We start from the raw sequence: 15780 nt of genomic DNA on the forward strand, positions 1-15780 counted from the left end.
GTCATGGTTGTTTCAGCTCCTGGAACGAGGAAAGTCGGTCGGTGCTCCACGGAATGTCCAAAGGAGCGACTCCAATATCATGAGCCCAGAACACCCCTTCCTGGACCAGCGAGAACTGCAAATGTTGATCTGACCCGGGTTCGGCCGGGCCTGGCACGCGCGCGACAATGACCGCACCCTGTCCTGGCTCTAGCTCGGGAATTTCAAGCCTCGGGTCCCACCCCTGGTGAACATCAGCCCGCGCGGACACGACGCGCCAAGAAGCTCGCAGTGGTGGCAAACCACTACCTTTGCCGAGGATGGGCGTCTTACGGTTGCCGTTCTTGATGGATATCCGAACTTCCCATTGCCCGTCCGCCAAACGCTCGGCGCTGTCAAACCCAAGGCGTACTTGCTGGATATCCGTCTTCGTGTATTCCATTTTTCGATGATGAAAGAGGCTCGTAGGCACCACACTCCGCCAGTATTGGCCAGCCGTCGCTCCCTCAAACGGGAGTTCGCCACGCCAATAAGCCGACATCGCAAACGTCGTCGCCATGCAGCAAATGATCAGGATCGCGAAGCACCCTTTTCGCGCGACTGCCGACATTGACCTGAGCGCGTCCGCCAGGACGATCACTCCGAAGGGCGCCAACTCCACGAACCCGCGATGACCAAAGCCGGCGCCGAGGCTCCATGCGTGCCACGATCCATAGAGAAGCGCGAAGATACAAACAAGGCCGACGAACGCGTGGTGGACAGGCTTCCTGATGTAGAACAGCGCGAGTATCACCGCGACGCCGAATGCTGGGTAGTAGCTAATAAGTCCGCGCTCGTATGAGACGAGCACGTCCAGAAAATGCGCACCGAATGAGGGAAACCCTTCGGAACCGTAACTTGAAAGCGACGAATGCCCACTGACGTACTTGCCGTATATCAGCAACACGGCCGCAGCGAAACCCGTCCCTGAAAGCCACGCATACAGGACACGCCACCTGAGCGGGCCCGGGGTCTCGCGTAGGTACACGTATACGACGGCGAGGCTCACGGCGGCATTCGTCTGCCGCACGGAATAGAGCCATGCGGCAACCAGGGCGAACGCGACGATCCGCCCGTTGCTGATGCCTGGCCGGCCATATACCAGCCAGAGAAGAACGGATAAACCGAACGCGCTGTAGATGTGACTGAATGATGCATCGTACGTCGCGTAATGGAATAGCCCCGTGCCAAATACCATGGCCGCCACGGCCACAAGCGACACCGTCGCAGACGCACCTCGACGAAGAACGGTCGCACACAGCAAGACGCAGCTGACAAACAGCAGGACGGAACCACCCCACAGGACCACGCGGTTCTCGCCTACTGAGTACCCGGTCTCATCAGGATGCGCTGCGAGAAAAGGCCACGAGAACGCGAGCTGTAGCAAGCCAACCCCAGGCGGGTACTTGTTTCTGCAACGCAGGCCATCATCGCTTTGCTCAGAAATAGCGCCCACATAGCGAAGCATCTGCCCGTATTTGCAGAACGTTACATCCCCATGCGCGATAGCGTGAGCCCATGCATGATATCCAACGCCATCGGAGCGAATATCTGGCGTGTTGTTAAACGGCCTGATCGCCACGATCGTGGCGAGCAGAGCGGCAAACAGCACAGCCACAAGGGCAAGTACCAGTTTTCGCGACGGTCGCCTTTGCGCTGAGATTGCGTAGACTTCCAAATCATTCCCCAAATACGTCTGGTCAAATCCCGGCGGAGAGGGACGCGATGACGGGAGCCGCTCCGTGATCATGCAGCCAGGCGCGCCCTTCAAGGACGGCGCTAATGGCGACTCTGGATGCCGGCACTGCGGACTCTGGGACGACAAATCGCGCAACACGATCTTCGCCCGGCATCATCGGATCCGCTCCCGGGATCACGATTCTTGGGACCCAGGCGCTGGGATCGCTAGCGGCGTCATTGCTCAGCGTCTGCCAGGACAGTCGAAGCGGATGCCTTGCACCATCCAGGGTACTGACCGCATGCTCTGAGCCGTTGTGGACACGGACGCGCACGAGTATCCCACCGCTTCCCCGGCCAAGTGTTTCGACGCGCATGGAGATTTTGCCCAGTTCAGCGTCGCTCGGCTCCCGCATGACTTCTTCATCACACCCGGCGGGTGCGCCAAAAACAAACGGCATGTTCTCAGCGCCACGGGGGCGAGGCCTTTTCAGCCGCCCGATGAAAAAGTCGGCCGATCCGCGCATCCTCGCCAGCACCTGCGCGCATGGAGAAAGCTCGGAACGCGGTTCATAACCCGGAGGGATGTTCCCAGAGTATCCATTGAGTGTCGGTCGCCCCGTTTCCTGGGCCAAAATGACACCATCAAGCTCGCTGACGTAGAAGTATTCGTCGGCGCGAAGTGGATTGAACAGGACTGTCCTCGGAGGAAGATCGTCAGGCACTTGGGCTGCGAGACGCGTGATGCGATCGCGCGCGCTTGTGATCTCCACCGTGCGCACACTTATGGTCGACGACTCACAAATCATGACCACCACAAGCGCCACCGCGAGAATGCGAACGGCACCGCCCGAATCCCTCGCTGTATCGATTGCCATGGCAATAAGCAGCGCGAGCGGAAGTGTCAGGACCAGGCCGATCCTGGCGACTGCCCGGATTGAATCGACGCCTGGGACCCGCACGAGCCAGAGGTACAGGGAATGGCCACCGACGCTCAGCGTCAGGACGACCAGAACCATGAACGAAAGAGCGGCAATCCAACGCATGCGCGATGGCGAGCGGATAATTCCGAGTACAGCTAGCCCAATGGCTCCCGCACCAAAGAACATCTGTTGCTCGGCGCGCATGGGAATCGTCGAACCGACCCAATAGCTAAACGTTCGCCAGATATTAGAGAGATCCGCTATCAGGTAGCTTTGCGGGCGCGGCAACATCGACGCGATTTCATCGCGCGAACGACGGAAACCATAGAGATGGGCGAAATGCAGGTATGGCGCCATCAACCAGGCAACCGCGATTAGCGCCAGTAGGATCGTGACACCCGCCGTCACGAGTTCCTTCCGACCTCCCGCCGCTCTCCATTGGAGCCACGGCTCCAGCCATTTGCGCGGCCCCCAGCCTTCGATAAGCCACTGGCACACCGCCCAGGCGGCAATGAACAAAAGAAGGAAGTATCCGAGATAGATGGAAACGAAGAACTGCAGGGCAACCGTGATTGCCAGTCGCCCGACCCAGCGTACGGCCGATGTCTCGCGAAAGCGCTGCCAGCACAACAGTGCTAACGGGATGAGTGCGCGCCAGACCAGCTGCGCATGGCCGTATTTGGCTACCACGGGCATGGCGAACGTAAACGCGAACGCGCCTACGGCAGACGCTACGACCGAAAAGCCGAGTCGACGAAAAACGTAGTTCGTTGCCACAAAGTTGGCAATGAATGCCGACAGATACCAAAGATCGAACGCCTGGTAGCGATCCGCTCCAATCATGCGAAAGATCGAATAGATCCAGGCGGATCCCCAGTGGTTATCGGAGAACGTCAAGGCGCCCGGCATCGGGTAGAAGTACGAGGGGCTGATAAGGCTACGCTGCTGTCCCGTCATCCAGCGATAGAAGTGCTCGAGAACGACGTCGTTGAAACGCGCGTCCCCAAGATCTCCAGGAAAGCACTTGAGCCCACACGTTTGCAGCAAGGGAATGAGGCAAAACCCAAGTGCAAGGAGCGCGGCGGGGACTAGCCAGCGAGCTACCCTGCCACTCCAGACCGATTCCGGGGCATTGTTCTTCGGGAACATTCAGAAACCAGACCGTCAGTGGCAGCGGTAATCGGTAGCCATGTGGCTATCACGGAAGGGATCAGTGAGGGCATCGGTGTACTTGCCCATGAGTAGCCGGTGCGTCGGGAGCAAGTTCTTCCGGTAGAACCGGCTGAACGTCGCCAGTCGTTCACCCCATGGCGTCAACGTTACGCAACCATTTTCGATCTTGATCGTGCCTGACTGCAGTTGCTCCGTGAGTCGGACCTCGACCAAATGGTGCTCCTTGACGTATTCCTCGGTGAACACCTGGTGAAACGCGTCCTCGCGTATGCCACCGCCTCGCTGTTCGAGCTTCTCCAGGATGTAGAAGGAAAGCGAACGATCAATCACCGTCGGCACAGAGATCGCGAAGGCATACCCACCCAGAAGCCAGATCAGGCAAAGCTGGATCAACTCCAGGCGGGAGAAGTCACCAAACCAGCGTGACACCGCGCATACAGCCCCCACAACGACTAACGCGATTACCGCGTCAAGAATCGTCGCATAGAACACTACATTCACGCGAAAATTCCGCATGTGAATGTAGTAAGTCAAAAGTAGGACGACCACATAGGCAACTGACGCTATCAGCGCGCGAAGGTACTTGTTCATTTTGATACCAAGTCTGTGTTCGCGAGGGCACGGCGAACGAACAACACGTCGAGCGCCATATCAGCGCTCACGTGCATGCAGTACTTTGTCGACGAATTCGCGATAGCTGCCAATACCCAGCACGCCACCGCTGCGAACCATCCCAGAAAGCATCAGGATAATCAGCGTAAGCGCGGCGGTCTGCAGGAAGACGAGAAGCAGGATGCCGAAGGCCAGCGAGAACCAGCCCGGCGTAGCGAAACCGAGTGCTTTCAACACCATGGCGGTCACTCCGCCGACGACGGAGAGGCCCGCGACGAGGGTGCAGGCAATGCCAACACGCACCAGCACGTCCTCCGCGAACACCATCAGCGCCCTGAATCCGTGCAACGCCAAACCAACAAAGTTCATCTTGCTCTTACCCGCGTAGCGCGGACCACGGTCCAGAGCACAGCTTCCTACGCGCAGCTTTGAACCAAGCACGCAGGCCGCGACGTGAGTCCATAGCTCCTGCATGGATGCGAGTCGCCGCACCGCCGGCATCTTCGCCGCCATGAAGTTCCCGAAGCTGATCTTGCGACCACTAAGGAGCGAGAACAGTGTCTTGTAGACGACGTAGAAGGCTTTGAACTTAAGCGATTCGACGCGGCTCTTTCGAGCCCCGACCACGACATCGACCTCTCGCGAGGCCAGCCCCGCGACAAGCTCGGTGATGCTTTCAGGAGTGTCTTCGCCGTCGGAATCCATGACGACGACGATGACGTCGTCGCCGAAGTGCTCGGCAACGTAACTCAGGCCAATGGCGATGGCACGCTGATGGCCTACGTTGCGTCGCAGCTTCACGACCACGCCATCCAGCCCCGCCGCCGCGATAGCAGCCACATCAAGAGGCTGGCGCACTGATCCGTCGTCGACTGCGACGACGTAGGTGCCGGCGCCTTGTGTCCTTGCCAACTCCTGGAAGAGCCGGGTCGATGCCTCGACATCTTCGTAGACCGGCATGACCACGACTTTTTGCGCGCCTGCCATACTCATGCCTGCAGACGGTGTCGAAAGTAGGCGATCGTTTCCTTGAGGCCATCTTCGAGATTGACCTTCGGCTCCCAGTCGAACGTCGCCTTCGCCAGGCTGATGTCGGGCTGGCGCTGCTTCGGATCATCTGAAGGCAAGGGGCGGTGCTCGATCGTCGACTTGCCGCCGACCAGGCGCACAACGGTTTCCGCGAGTTCAAGCATGGTGAATTCGCCCGGGTTACCGATGTTCACCGGCCCGGTGAAATCCGCCGGCGAATCCATCAGGCGAAGCATGCCTTCAATCAGGTCGTCCACATAACAGAAGCTGCGGGTCTGCTTACCATCACCGTAGATCGTGATGGGCTCACCCTTGAGCGCCTGGACGATGAAGTTGCTGACCACACGGCCGTCGTTCGGATGCATGCGCGGACCATACGTATTGAAGATACGCATGACCTTGATTTCCAAGTTGTGCTGGCGCCAGTAATCGAAGAACAGGGTTTCGGCGCAACGCTTGCCTTCGTCATAGCAGCTACGGATACCGACCGGGTTCACGCGGCCCCAATAGCCTTCAACCTGTGGGTGAATCTCAGGATCCCCGTAGACTTCGCTCGTGCTCGCCTGGAGGATGCGGGCGCCGACCCGCTTGGCCAGGCCCAGCATGTTGATAGCGCCATGGACGCTGGTCTTGGTCGTCTGGACAGGGTCGTGTTGGTAGTGGACCGGCGACGCCGGGCACGCAAGATTGAAGATCCGGTCCACTTCCACATAGAGCGGGAAGGTGACGTCGTGGCGCATCAGTTCAAAACGCGAATGGTTGAGAAGGCCGTCAACGTTGGCCTTGCTGCCCGTATAGAAGTTATCGACGCAAAGGACATCATGCCCTGCCGCGATCAGGCGATCACAGAGGTGGGACCCCAGGAACCCGGCACCGCCGGTGACCAGCACGCGTTGTTGATTTAGAGACATTTCCTATCCTCGGGATCCACGGGACGCTGGCCAAACGGAACCCGACGGCATCGTCGGCCGGCCAGCAAATATTCAATTGTATGCGAAGTTACAGGGCGCTCCGGCGCAATTGCCTGCCCCCGCCGGCCAGACCACCCCCGCATCACCCGAATGATACTACGAGGCTCGCGTCGGATGCCTTGCGATGTCAGGGACCGCACCTTCGGGGCAGGACGCCCCCCGGGACTGGCCTGACTGAACGGCCTGTTCCGCTTCCACGGCCTAGGCCGCCCGCCGGCCGCTATAATCGGCCGGTTAACGTACCCTTGGAGCGGAACCCATGATTGTCCCAGTCATCCTCAGTGGCGGTAGCGGAACCCGTCTCTGGCCTCTCTCCCGGAAGAACCGCCCTAAGCAGTTCCTGGCACTCGTGGGTGATAAAACCCTGTTCCAGCAGACGGTTCAACGCACCCGGAAACTGGCGAGTTCGGGCGCGCCCATCGTCGTATGTAGCGAGGACCACCGATTCACGGTGGCGGAACAGCTCCAGGAACTGGGCGTCGATGGATCGTCGATCCTGCTGGAGCCCGCCGCCCGGAATACTGCGCCCGCCATTGCCCTTGCTGCGATGCAGGCCCTGAAGGGCGACGCCGACGCCATCCTGCTGGTCCTACCGGCCGATCACCTCATTGGCGACGAAAGCAGCTTCGTCGATGCCGTCAGCCGTGCGTTCCCGCTGGCCGACCAGGGCTGGCTGGTCACCTTCGGCATTCGCCCCGAGGCACCTGAAACCGGGTTCGGCTACATCAAGCGTGCCGAAGCCGTCAGTGATTCAGGCTTCAAAGTTGCACAGTTCGTCGAGAAACCGGACGCCGCCACGGCGGCACGCTATGTCGAGAGCGGTGATTTCGACTGGAACTCCGGGATGTTCCTGTTCAAGGCCTCACGCTACCTGGAGGAGCTCGCGAAGCACTCGCCCGCCATTCATGCCGCGACGGTCAAGGTGTTTGAGTCGGCCCAGCCGGACCTCGATTTCGTGCGCTTTGACAAGGCTGCGATGACGGAGGTGCCGGATGACTCGATCGATTACGCCGTCATGGAAAAGACGGGCCGTGCCGCCGTCGTGCCGGTGAGCTGCCGGTGGAGCGATATCGGTTCATGGTCAGCCCTTTGGGAAGCGGCAGACAAGGACACCGAGGGCAACGCGACAGATGGCGATGTCATCACCCTCGACACAAGAAATACGCTGGTTCGCACGCACGACCGGCATATGGTGGCCACCATCGGGCTGGACGACGTCGTGATCGTCGCAACGCCGGATGCGACGCTGGTGGCGGCTCGGGACAAGGTCCAGCACGTGAAGAAGATCGTCGACACCCTGAGCGGCGCTGGACGTGGCGAGCACCTTGCCCACCGCCAAGTCTATCGCCCTTGGGGAAGTTACGATTCGATCGACATGGGCGAACGCTTCCAGGTGAAGCGCATTGTCGTCAAGCCAGGATCGGTCCTCAGCCTGCAGATGCACCACCACCGCGCCGAGCACTGGATCGTGGTATCGGGAACGGCGGAAGTAACGTGCGGCGAAAAAGTCTTCTTGCTCACGGAAAACCAGAGCACCTACATCCCTCTCGGGGTCACCCATCGCCTCCGCAATGTTGGCAAGGTCCCGCTTGAGCTCATCGAAGTGCAGTCAGGCAGCTACCTGGGTGAGGACGATATCGTCCGGTTCGAAGACGTCTACGGCCGGGCGTGAGCCCACACCGATACCGGCCCTCGGACTTTCTCCGCGGGCCGGTATCGCATCCGTCACTCCGCAAGGCGATGGACGTAGTCCTTATGGAAGGTTCGCAGCTGCGAGTCATCGAATGCACCGACGAGGGTGCAGTACTTCATCTGCAGGATGTGTAGATACATCACAGCGTAACTTTCGTTCGGATCGTGCAAGTCCAGGTACGTATTCCCTTGCACGGCGTAAAGCCGCGGAAAGACACCGCGAAGATAGTCCAAAAAATCGGGAACACTGGTGCGCTGGAAAGCGTTCAGGCACCAATGGTTGAGCTCAAGTGCTACCACTGGCTGGCTAGTGGCCAAGGTTCTCGCGGCTCCGCGCAGCACGCTTCCCTCGAAGCCTTCCACATCGATTTTGATGAAATCGATCTTGTCGACACCCAGGGTCGGCGCGACGTCATCGAGTGTCCTGATCTCTATCTGCTCCACCGTGTGGCCAGCGCTGGCCTTGGTCTGGTTCGACACGAAGCCGCCCGAGCGATTCGTAGGCGAGAACGTGAGCTCAAAGGATCCTGGCGCTTCACCAAGGCCAAAATTATGGTGCTGTACGTTCTGGACCACGCTGGTATTGGTGGTCATCAACCGAAATGTAGACGGGGACGGCTCAAAGGCATGGACAATATCAGCCATGCCCGAGAACGCGAGGGCCGTACACCCGATATTCGCGCCGATATCCAGGACGGTGCCTTTGGCAAAGCATCGAAACAACCGGATCATATCGGGCTCAAATTCCGACCCAACAGACTTCAGGTAATCGTCATCCGACGTCAATTGAAATCTACGCCCAGCGATATCGACCGTTGCTTCCATGGGATCGCAGCCTCATTCCGGTAGTCCGGAGATGCTGCCATAGTTTGCGCAGGGTCGCTACCAGGTCGAGGCCGAAACTAATTACGCTGGCTCGCCGCCAATTAGCGCGCGAATTTCGTCGGTTTTCGCAACCATTAAGGCAACATCACCTCGAGACTCCACGTTGAGGCGCAATAATGGCTCTGTGTTCGAGGACCGAAGATTAAAACGCCACCCGCCGAACGACATGCTCACGCCATCTACATGCTGGATTTCCTCAGCGCTGGCTGTGTAGTGGTCAACGATCCTGGACACTGTTCCAGCTGCATCCTCGACACGAAAGTTGATCTCTCCGCTACAGGGATAAGCCGCGATTCGCTCAGCCAGCATGTCGGCGAGGGACACACCTGTCTTGCACACGCGCTCGGCGACAAGCAGCCAGGGAATCATTCCCGAATCGCAGTACGCAAAATCCCGGAAATAATGGTGAGCGCTCATCTCGCCGCCATATACAGCATCCTCAGCACGCATCCGCTCCTTAATGAAAGCGTGCCCCGTCTTGCTTTCAACGGCAACACCCCCGCCGGCGGCGACCATGTCCACAGTGTTCCAGGTCAGCCGTGGATCGTGGATGATCCGCGCGCCCTTATGTTTCTCGAGCATCTGGGCGGCAAGCAAGCCCACGATGTAGTAACCCTCGATGAAGTTTCCATGCGCGTCGAAGAGGAAGCACCGATCGAAGTCGCCATCCCAGGCGATACCCATGTCGGCGCCCGACTCAATGACCGCGCGCGCAGTGGCGTCACGGTTTTCAGGTAGCAGCGGATTGGGAATGCCGTTCGGAAATGATCCATCTGGCTCATGATTGACCCGAACAAATGCAAACGGGAGGTGCGACGCAAGCAGGTCGACCACAGCGCCCGCACCGCCGTTTCCCGCGTTTACGACAATCTTAAGCGGCCTCAGCGTGGTCGCGTCGATGTAGCCCAGTAGGTGCTTGATATAAGCTGCCTTATCATGGTCACGCCGAACATGGCCACGGAGCCCAACTGGCACGTCAAACGCATTTTCCTCGACCATGCGTTCGATATCGCGCAAGCCAGTGTCGCCACTGATAGGCCGCGCGCCCTCGCGCACCAGCTTCATCCCGTTATAGTCGATCGGGTTGTGGCTTGCCGTTACCATGATGCCCCCGGCGACGCCGCGGTGTGCCGTCTGAAAATACACCTCTTCGGTCCCGCACAGCCCGATATCAATGACGTTACGGCCCTCGTCAGTGAGCCCGCGCGCAACTTCGGCAGCAAATGTCGGGCTATCGAGGCGAATATCGAATCCAACGACAACATCGCCGTCGCCCACGGCTCGCGCAAATGCGCGTCCAATGCGATAGGCGATATCCGCGTTCAGCTCGTCGGGCACCCGGCCCCTGATGTCATAAGCCTTGAAGCACTTCATGAGGCGTTCCTTGGCGCTTAGCGCGCCACCGAAGGATTCGCGTACATCCACTCGAGGGTGGTACGCAATGGAATGATGTCGAGGGGGCCAATGAGGGACCGCAGGCGGCGATTATCGCCCGTAAGGCGGGCCACTTCATTGCCGCGTACGAAGGCCGGATTGACCCTGATGTCAATCGTGTACCCTGCGATTTCCTGCATCAAGCCGATCACCTCCATGAGTGATACAGATGTGCCGGAACACAGGTTCACGACCTCGCCCGCCGCGTCAGAGGCCAGGAGACGCGTATAGGCGTCGGCGACGAAGCGCACATCCTGAAAATCCCGAGCCACATCGATGTTGCCGAGCTCAATGACCTCGGCTCGACGCTGGAAATGCGACACGATCTTGGGCAGTAAGAAATTTTCCGCCTGGCCAACACCTGTGTAATTGAATGGGCGGGCAAGCGTCACCGGCAGTCGATCCATCCACAGCCGCGCCATGTACTCCATGGCAAGCTTGCTTACCGCGTAATCATTTGCAGGCGATGCCGGCACCGTTTCGTCTAGCAGCTCAACATCACTGTTGCCATAGATATTGGCGCTGCTTGCAAGCAAGACTGCCCGCGGCAATGCCGGCTGCGCCGCAAGCGCTTCGAGCAAATTGCGTGTACCTACCACATTGGTTCGGTACATCTCTTCGGCATCGCCATGCGCGACGAACGCAATGGCAGCTAGGTGCACCACCGCATCCGGGCGCACGGCATCCACCGCGCTGCGCACCGCCGCCCGGTCAAGCAGATCCACGCCCGGAGCGGCCAGATCACCAGGCTGCGCAGAAAGCCCAAAGACCTCGTACCCTGCCGCGCGAAGCGCGGCAGTTACATAATGACCAGTGAAGCCCCTTTGGCCGGTGACAAGAACGCGGCCGCGGGCAGCGTCAGAACGAGGCGTCACGTTCATTCCGGCGCAGGTCGGCTTCCACCATCATCTTGCACAGCTGTTCCAGCGTGGTGTCCGGCTTCCAGCCCAGCTTTTCGAAGGCCTTGGCCGGATCGCCGATGAGCAGCTCGACTTCCGCCGGGCGATAGAACTTGGGATTGATGCGGATCAGGGTCTTGCCGGTGGCCTTGTCGACACCGGTCTCGCCTTCGTCCTTACCCTTCCACTCGATTTCGATATCGACAGCCTTGAAGGCCAGGGTCACGAAATCACGCACGGTCTCGGTGCGGTTGGTGGCGAGCACGAAGGTATCCGGCTCGTCGGCCTGCAGCATGCGCCACATGCCTTCCACGTATTCCTTGGCAAAGCCCCAGTCGCGCTTGGCATCCAGGTTGCCCAGTTCCATGGTGTCGAGCTTACCCAGCTTGATCTTGGCAACGGCGTCGGTGATCTTGCGGGTGACGAATTCACGGCCGCGCAGCGGCGATTCGTGGTTGAACAGGATGCCGCTGGAACCAAAGATGCCATACGACTCACGGTAGTTCACCGTGATCCAGTGAGCGTATAGCTTGGCCACACCGTACGGGCTACGCGGGTAGAACGGCGTATCTTCCTTCTGTGGCACGGCCTGTACCTTGCCGAACATCTCCGAGGTCGACGCCTGGTAGAAGCGGATCTTCGGGTTGACGATACGGATGGCTTCGAGCAGGTGCAGCGCGCCCACGCCCGTGATGGCGGCGGTGGTCGCCGGCTGATCGAACGACACGCCCACGAAGCTCTGCGCGGCAAGGTTATACACCTCGGTCGCACCCGTGGTCTGCAGCAGGCGGATAGCCGAACCACCATCGGTCAGGTCGAACTCGACCAGCTCAAGGTTCGGGTGGTTCTGGATGCCCAGCTCCTCGATACGCCAGAAGTTAACCGAGCTGGTGCGCCGATAGGTACCGTATACGCGGTAGCCCTTCTCGAGGAGAAGCTCCGCGAGGTAGGCGCCGTCCTGGCCGGAGATTCCGGTGATCAATGCTGTCTTCATCGTATCCGTCACTTCAAATGGTTGTTTATTCTAGCAAAACTTTTGGTACGGCAGAACCGCGAAGCAGTTATGCCGAAGCGGGCGCATTGTCGCTTCCGAGAGGTGAAATTTCGACACCCTCGAAAGCCAGGTCAGTTCCGGTATCGACCATGAGGCGGAAACGAAGGTCCCGGACATCGTCGTACAACTCCAATTGCATGGAAGCGAGTACGCCCCCTTGGCCATCGAGTCCAGTCGATGCGACCCGCCACCTCCCCTCATGGGCGACAACATCAAGCCAGCCGCCGTCGGTCAGGCCGTGCTCGCCAAGTACGGTGACCTTATAAATGCCGCGGGACAGAGGGAAGGCCGTTGATCCATAGAGCATGCCGGGGACGCCGTTTGCAACTCTACGCCCTCTGTCAAAACGCCCCGTCGTCGCCTCAGCTCGATAGTCCGTGGCCATGAAGCGACGGAGCGGATTTGCCATCCAGGAATCCTGCCAATGCCCGGCGACAGCCACGTCAACAAGCTGGGCGGCTGACTCGCGCCAAGTGATCCACGGCATGCCCGTGGAGGCTGGCTGGGCGGATTCGGACATCTGATCAAGCCAGATATCCACAACGCCGGCCAACCCTTCAGGTTCGTATCCCGAGAAATAAGCAGCATGATCACCGGCGACCTCCCGGAATACCGGCAGGTCACGGGCAATGACAGGAAGGCCGTACTGCGCCGCTTCGATTAACGGCAAGCCAAAGCCCTCGCCTTCCGAGGCGGCAACGAGAGCAGAAGCCCGCGCGTACATGGCGACGAGCTGCTCGTCGTCGGCGCGATGCATCCAGAACAGATGCCTCCCCGATTCAGGATGGTCACGTAGGCGGCCCATCAGCTTCTCCATACGCCAACCGGGCTTTCCGATGATCACCAGGTTCACATCGCGCCCCTTTGCCCAGAGTCGCTCGAAGGCAGCAAGCACCTGCGCATGGCCCTTCCGCGGCTCAATCGTCCCGACCATCAGGAAAGTCGGCCGGTCACCCAAGGCCGGGAGCTCCACCTTGTTCGTGCTTTCGGACACGCGCGGAGGGAGAAGGTCGGCCCCGAGGTGAAACCAGCCGAGCTTCAACGGCAATTCGCGCGCGGGCGCACTTTGGTCGAGCCAGAACTTGAACTCATCGGAAACCGTCCTGGAAATGGCAACAACGCCATCCGCCAGTTCTGCGATCGCGTCGTACCAGGCGCGGAATACCGGAAGGTGAATGTCGTCGAAGCAGTCCGGACGAAGCAGCGGCAACAAATCATAAACGACGAACGTAACCGAGACACCGCGGGCGCGCATGCCAACAAACGTGTCACGAAACGCCGGCACGAGGTGCGCGGCAAGGTCCAGACCAAGAAATACGTCGCCCGGCCGGAAGTCCACTGGTTCGTCGCCAGCGAAGCTCGCCTCGGGATAAAAGCGTTCGAGCGTGAACTTCCGCGCATAGCGGAACACTTCATGTGCCCGGATATATATGGGCTCAATACGAAACCCGGACGGAGGATTTGTGAGCAGCTCGGCTAGGACGTGCCGGACGACCCGCTGAATGCCGGTCTTCGCATCCGTCATCACAAGATTTGAAACGTCGACAAATAGCGTCCGCTGGGGAGACCGGCGTGGCATATTGCCTGCGAGTGCAGCGGCAAGCTGTGTTAGATCCCCCACGCTCCATCCGGCAACGCCAGGCAGATCAATAATTTCTGAAACCAGTTCGTGTACCGGGCGCGAACCGTCACTGCCTGCTTCGTCGGCGAGCCAGTGTGACGAGCCAAAAGCGGCAGCCCCAAGCGGCGTGCTCGCCAGCGCCCCTTCATCTGTAAGACGGGACAAGGCAGCGTAGCCGCCCCATCCGTACAACATCTGACCGAGCAGATACGCATCCATCTCGCGGAGTTGCCCCGCGAGTTCGCCCATAACACCGTCATCGCAAACGATGAGCGCCCGCGTATCGCGAACTGCGGAAAGCAACGTAGCGGTCGATGGGTCCGCCGCGACATCAACGATAATGTTGTCGAAGCCGCGAGGCACGAAACCGGAAAGCGGGCGCCGCACCCAGCCAACGGGCAACGCTGCGACATTGAACTCCTCCGACGCGGCGGGCGCGAACAACGTCACCGACGCTGATTCGCACGCCGACAGGATCGCATCGGGCAACGACGCGCGCGCACTGAGTACAGCAACACTCTTACTTCGTCTTTGAACCGGCGCGCTGGCGCCGAGGCTTCGCGGAGGATTCGCTTTCGCTCGTTCAATCGCCTCCCAAGCAGCAGCAGCGCTCGCCTCCCAGGAGAATAACTTGACCTGTTGGGATGCGTGCTCCCTCATCGACTCACGAAAAACCTCGTCAACAAGGCCCTCGTGGATCTTCTGCGCGATGGAGGCAGGATCGTATGGTGAGAAAAGTGCCTCGGCTGCGCCGATTACTTCCGGCAGGCTCGTCGTATTCGACCCCACAACGACGGCACCGCACGCCATGGCCTCGAGCGCTGGCAGGCCAAAGCCTTCGTGGGTAGATGGGAAAGCATAGAGCGCGCACGCGTTGTAGAGCCGCACAAGCTCTTCATCTGTCACGAACCCGGTGAACACAAGATCGTCCGCCGCGAGGCCCTGATTAGCCCGTACACCGTCAAGCGCCTCGCGCTCCAGCTTCCCGATGCCGCCCACAAGCACGAGTTGGTGTGCCTCACGCACATCAGGGGGAAGTAGCGCAAAGGCCTCGATCAGACGGGCAAGGTTCTTACGCGGATCGAAGCCGCCCGCGTACATGACGAAAGGCCGTTCAATCCCGAATTTCCGTCCTACCGACGCCGCGTGGTCGCCGCAAAGCTTGCGGAACTCGGGACCGACCGCTGCGGAAATATTCACAACGCGATCAGACCCAACGCCGAGCAGTTCAGCAGCCTCGCGACTCGTGAACTCGGAGATACCTAGAAGAAGGTCGCACTGGCGAAGATGTTCCAGCTTGCCCGTGTACCACTCCGACACCCCTTCCCTCGCCAGATAAATCTCAGGCATGAGGAATGGAATAAAGTCAAAGACAATCGCTGCCTGCAGCGCACCAGACTCCGGACGAACGGATGTCACCACCGAGTCGGCATAACCGTCGATCATGCTCATCGTCAGAACGACGTCAGCACCGAAATCTTCAAGGAACGTCTCACGCAGTACCTCCGCGACACGATTCCGCTGGAGATTTGCCGTGTCCATGGAAGCAGTGGGACCGATGCTCTCCCACATCACGACTCGCTCCACTGGGAGCACGTCGCGGAACAGATCGCGCAATGCCGCGACCGAGACGGGCATGGCTCCATTTACGGCGATCCAGACTTCGTGCCCCCGGTTTTCGCGCACCATCGCCTGCGTGAGCGCAAGACAGTACCGTCCCACGCCGCGGATGCGGCCGCTGGGCGATTGGCACGCCTGCAGGTCGATTAATACGCGCATCCCCCACCCTCCA

Annotated in this window: 11 protein-coding genes; 1 reads left to right on the top strand and 10 read right to left on the bottom strand. The window is 59.7% G+C overall.

Annotated elements, in window-relative coordinates; genetic code table 11:
- Position 1: 1 nt before the first annotated feature.
- The 5 genes from ABIE56_RS09010 to ABIE56_RS09030 all read right to left on the bottom strand — a co-directional run bounded on the left by ABIE56_RS09010 (position 2) and on the right by ABIE56_RS09030 (position 6343).
- The gene (locus ABIE56_RS09010; RefSeq protein WP_429243473.1) at positions 2–1636 is read right to left on the bottom strand and encodes a hypothetical protein; all 1635 of its coding nucleotides are present in this window, start codon (positions 1634–1636) and stop codon (positions 2–4) included.
- Positions 1637–1718: 82 nt separating this feature from the next.
- Positions 1719–3767 (bottom strand): hypothetical protein, encoded by a 2049-nt coding sequence (locus tag ABIE56_RS09015; protein ID WP_429243474.1) that lies wholly within the window; start codon positions 3765–3767, stop codon positions 1719–1721.
- A gap of 15 nt (positions 3768–3782) precedes the next feature.
- Positions 3783–4220 carry a hypothetical protein gene (locus tag ABIE56_RS09020; RefSeq protein WP_429243475.1) on the bottom strand — a complete coding sequence of 146 codons (438 nt, stop codon included), beginning with the start codon at positions 4218–4220 and terminating at the stop codon, positions 3783–3785.
- A gap of 222 nt (positions 4221–4442) precedes the next feature.
- Positions 4443–5390, bottom strand: coding sequence for a glycosyltransferase (locus ABIE56_RS09025; RefSeq protein WP_429243476.1), 948 nt, complete (start codon positions 5388–5390; stop codon positions 4443–4445).
- 2 nt (positions 5391–5392) lie between these two features.
- On the bottom strand, positions 5393–6343 hold the full coding sequence (locus tag ABIE56_RS09030) for a UDP-glucuronic acid decarboxylase family protein (protein ID WP_429243477.1): 951 nt from the start codon (positions 6341–6343) through the stop codon (positions 5393–5395).
- Between the two features lie 319 nt (positions 6344–6662).
- Between ABIE56_RS09030 and ABIE56_RS09035 the strand changes: the two genes are divergently transcribed.
- Entirely contained in the window at positions 6663–8075 is a 1413-nt protein-coding gene (locus ABIE56_RS09035; protein ID WP_429243478.1) for a mannose-1-phosphate guanylyltransferase/mannose-6-phosphate isomerase, read from the top strand.
- A gap of 53 nt (positions 8076–8128) precedes the next feature.
- On the opposite strand, the gene ABIE56_RS09040 is transcribed toward ABIE56_RS09035, so the two are convergent.
- The 5 genes from ABIE56_RS09040 to ABIE56_RS09060 all read right to left on the bottom strand — a co-directional run bounded on the left by ABIE56_RS09040 (position 8129) and on the right by ABIE56_RS09060 (position 15767).
- The gene (locus ABIE56_RS09040) at positions 8129–8920 is read right to left on the bottom strand and encodes an FkbM family methyltransferase (protein WP_429243479.1); all 792 of its coding nucleotides are present in this window, start codon (positions 8918–8920) and stop codon (positions 8129–8131) included.
- 81 nt (positions 8921–9001) lie between these two features.
- Positions 9002–10354: a phosphomannomutase gene (locus ABIE56_RS09045; RefSeq protein ID WP_429243480.1), complete on the bottom strand. Its 1353-nt coding sequence runs from the start codon at positions 10352–10354 to the stop codon at positions 9002–9004.
- A gap of 17 nt (positions 10355–10371) precedes the next feature.
- Complete coding sequence (locus ABIE56_RS09050; RefSeq protein WP_429243481.1) at positions 10372–11295, bottom strand: NAD-dependent epimerase/dehydratase family protein; 924 nt, start codon at positions 11293–11295, stop codon at positions 10372–10374.
- Positions 11273–12307, bottom strand: a complete 1035-nt coding sequence (gmd, locus tag ABIE56_RS09055) for a GDP-mannose 4,6-dehydratase (protein WP_429243482.1) — start codon at positions 12305–12307, stop codon at positions 11273–11275. The genes ABIE56_RS09050 and gmd overlap by 23 nt, the downstream gene beginning before the upstream one ends.
- A gap of 67 nt (positions 12308–12374) precedes the next feature.
- Entirely contained in the window at positions 12375–15767 is a 3393-nt protein-coding gene (locus tag ABIE56_RS09060; protein ID WP_429243483.1) for a glycosyltransferase family 4 protein, read from the bottom strand.
- Between the last annotated feature and the right edge of the window lie 13 nt (positions 15768–15780).

Origin of the sequence: Luteibacter sp. 621, assembly GCF_050435445.1 — a bacterium.
GTDB lineage: Bacteria > Pseudomonadota > Gammaproteobacteria > Xanthomonadales > Rhodanobacteraceae > Luteibacter.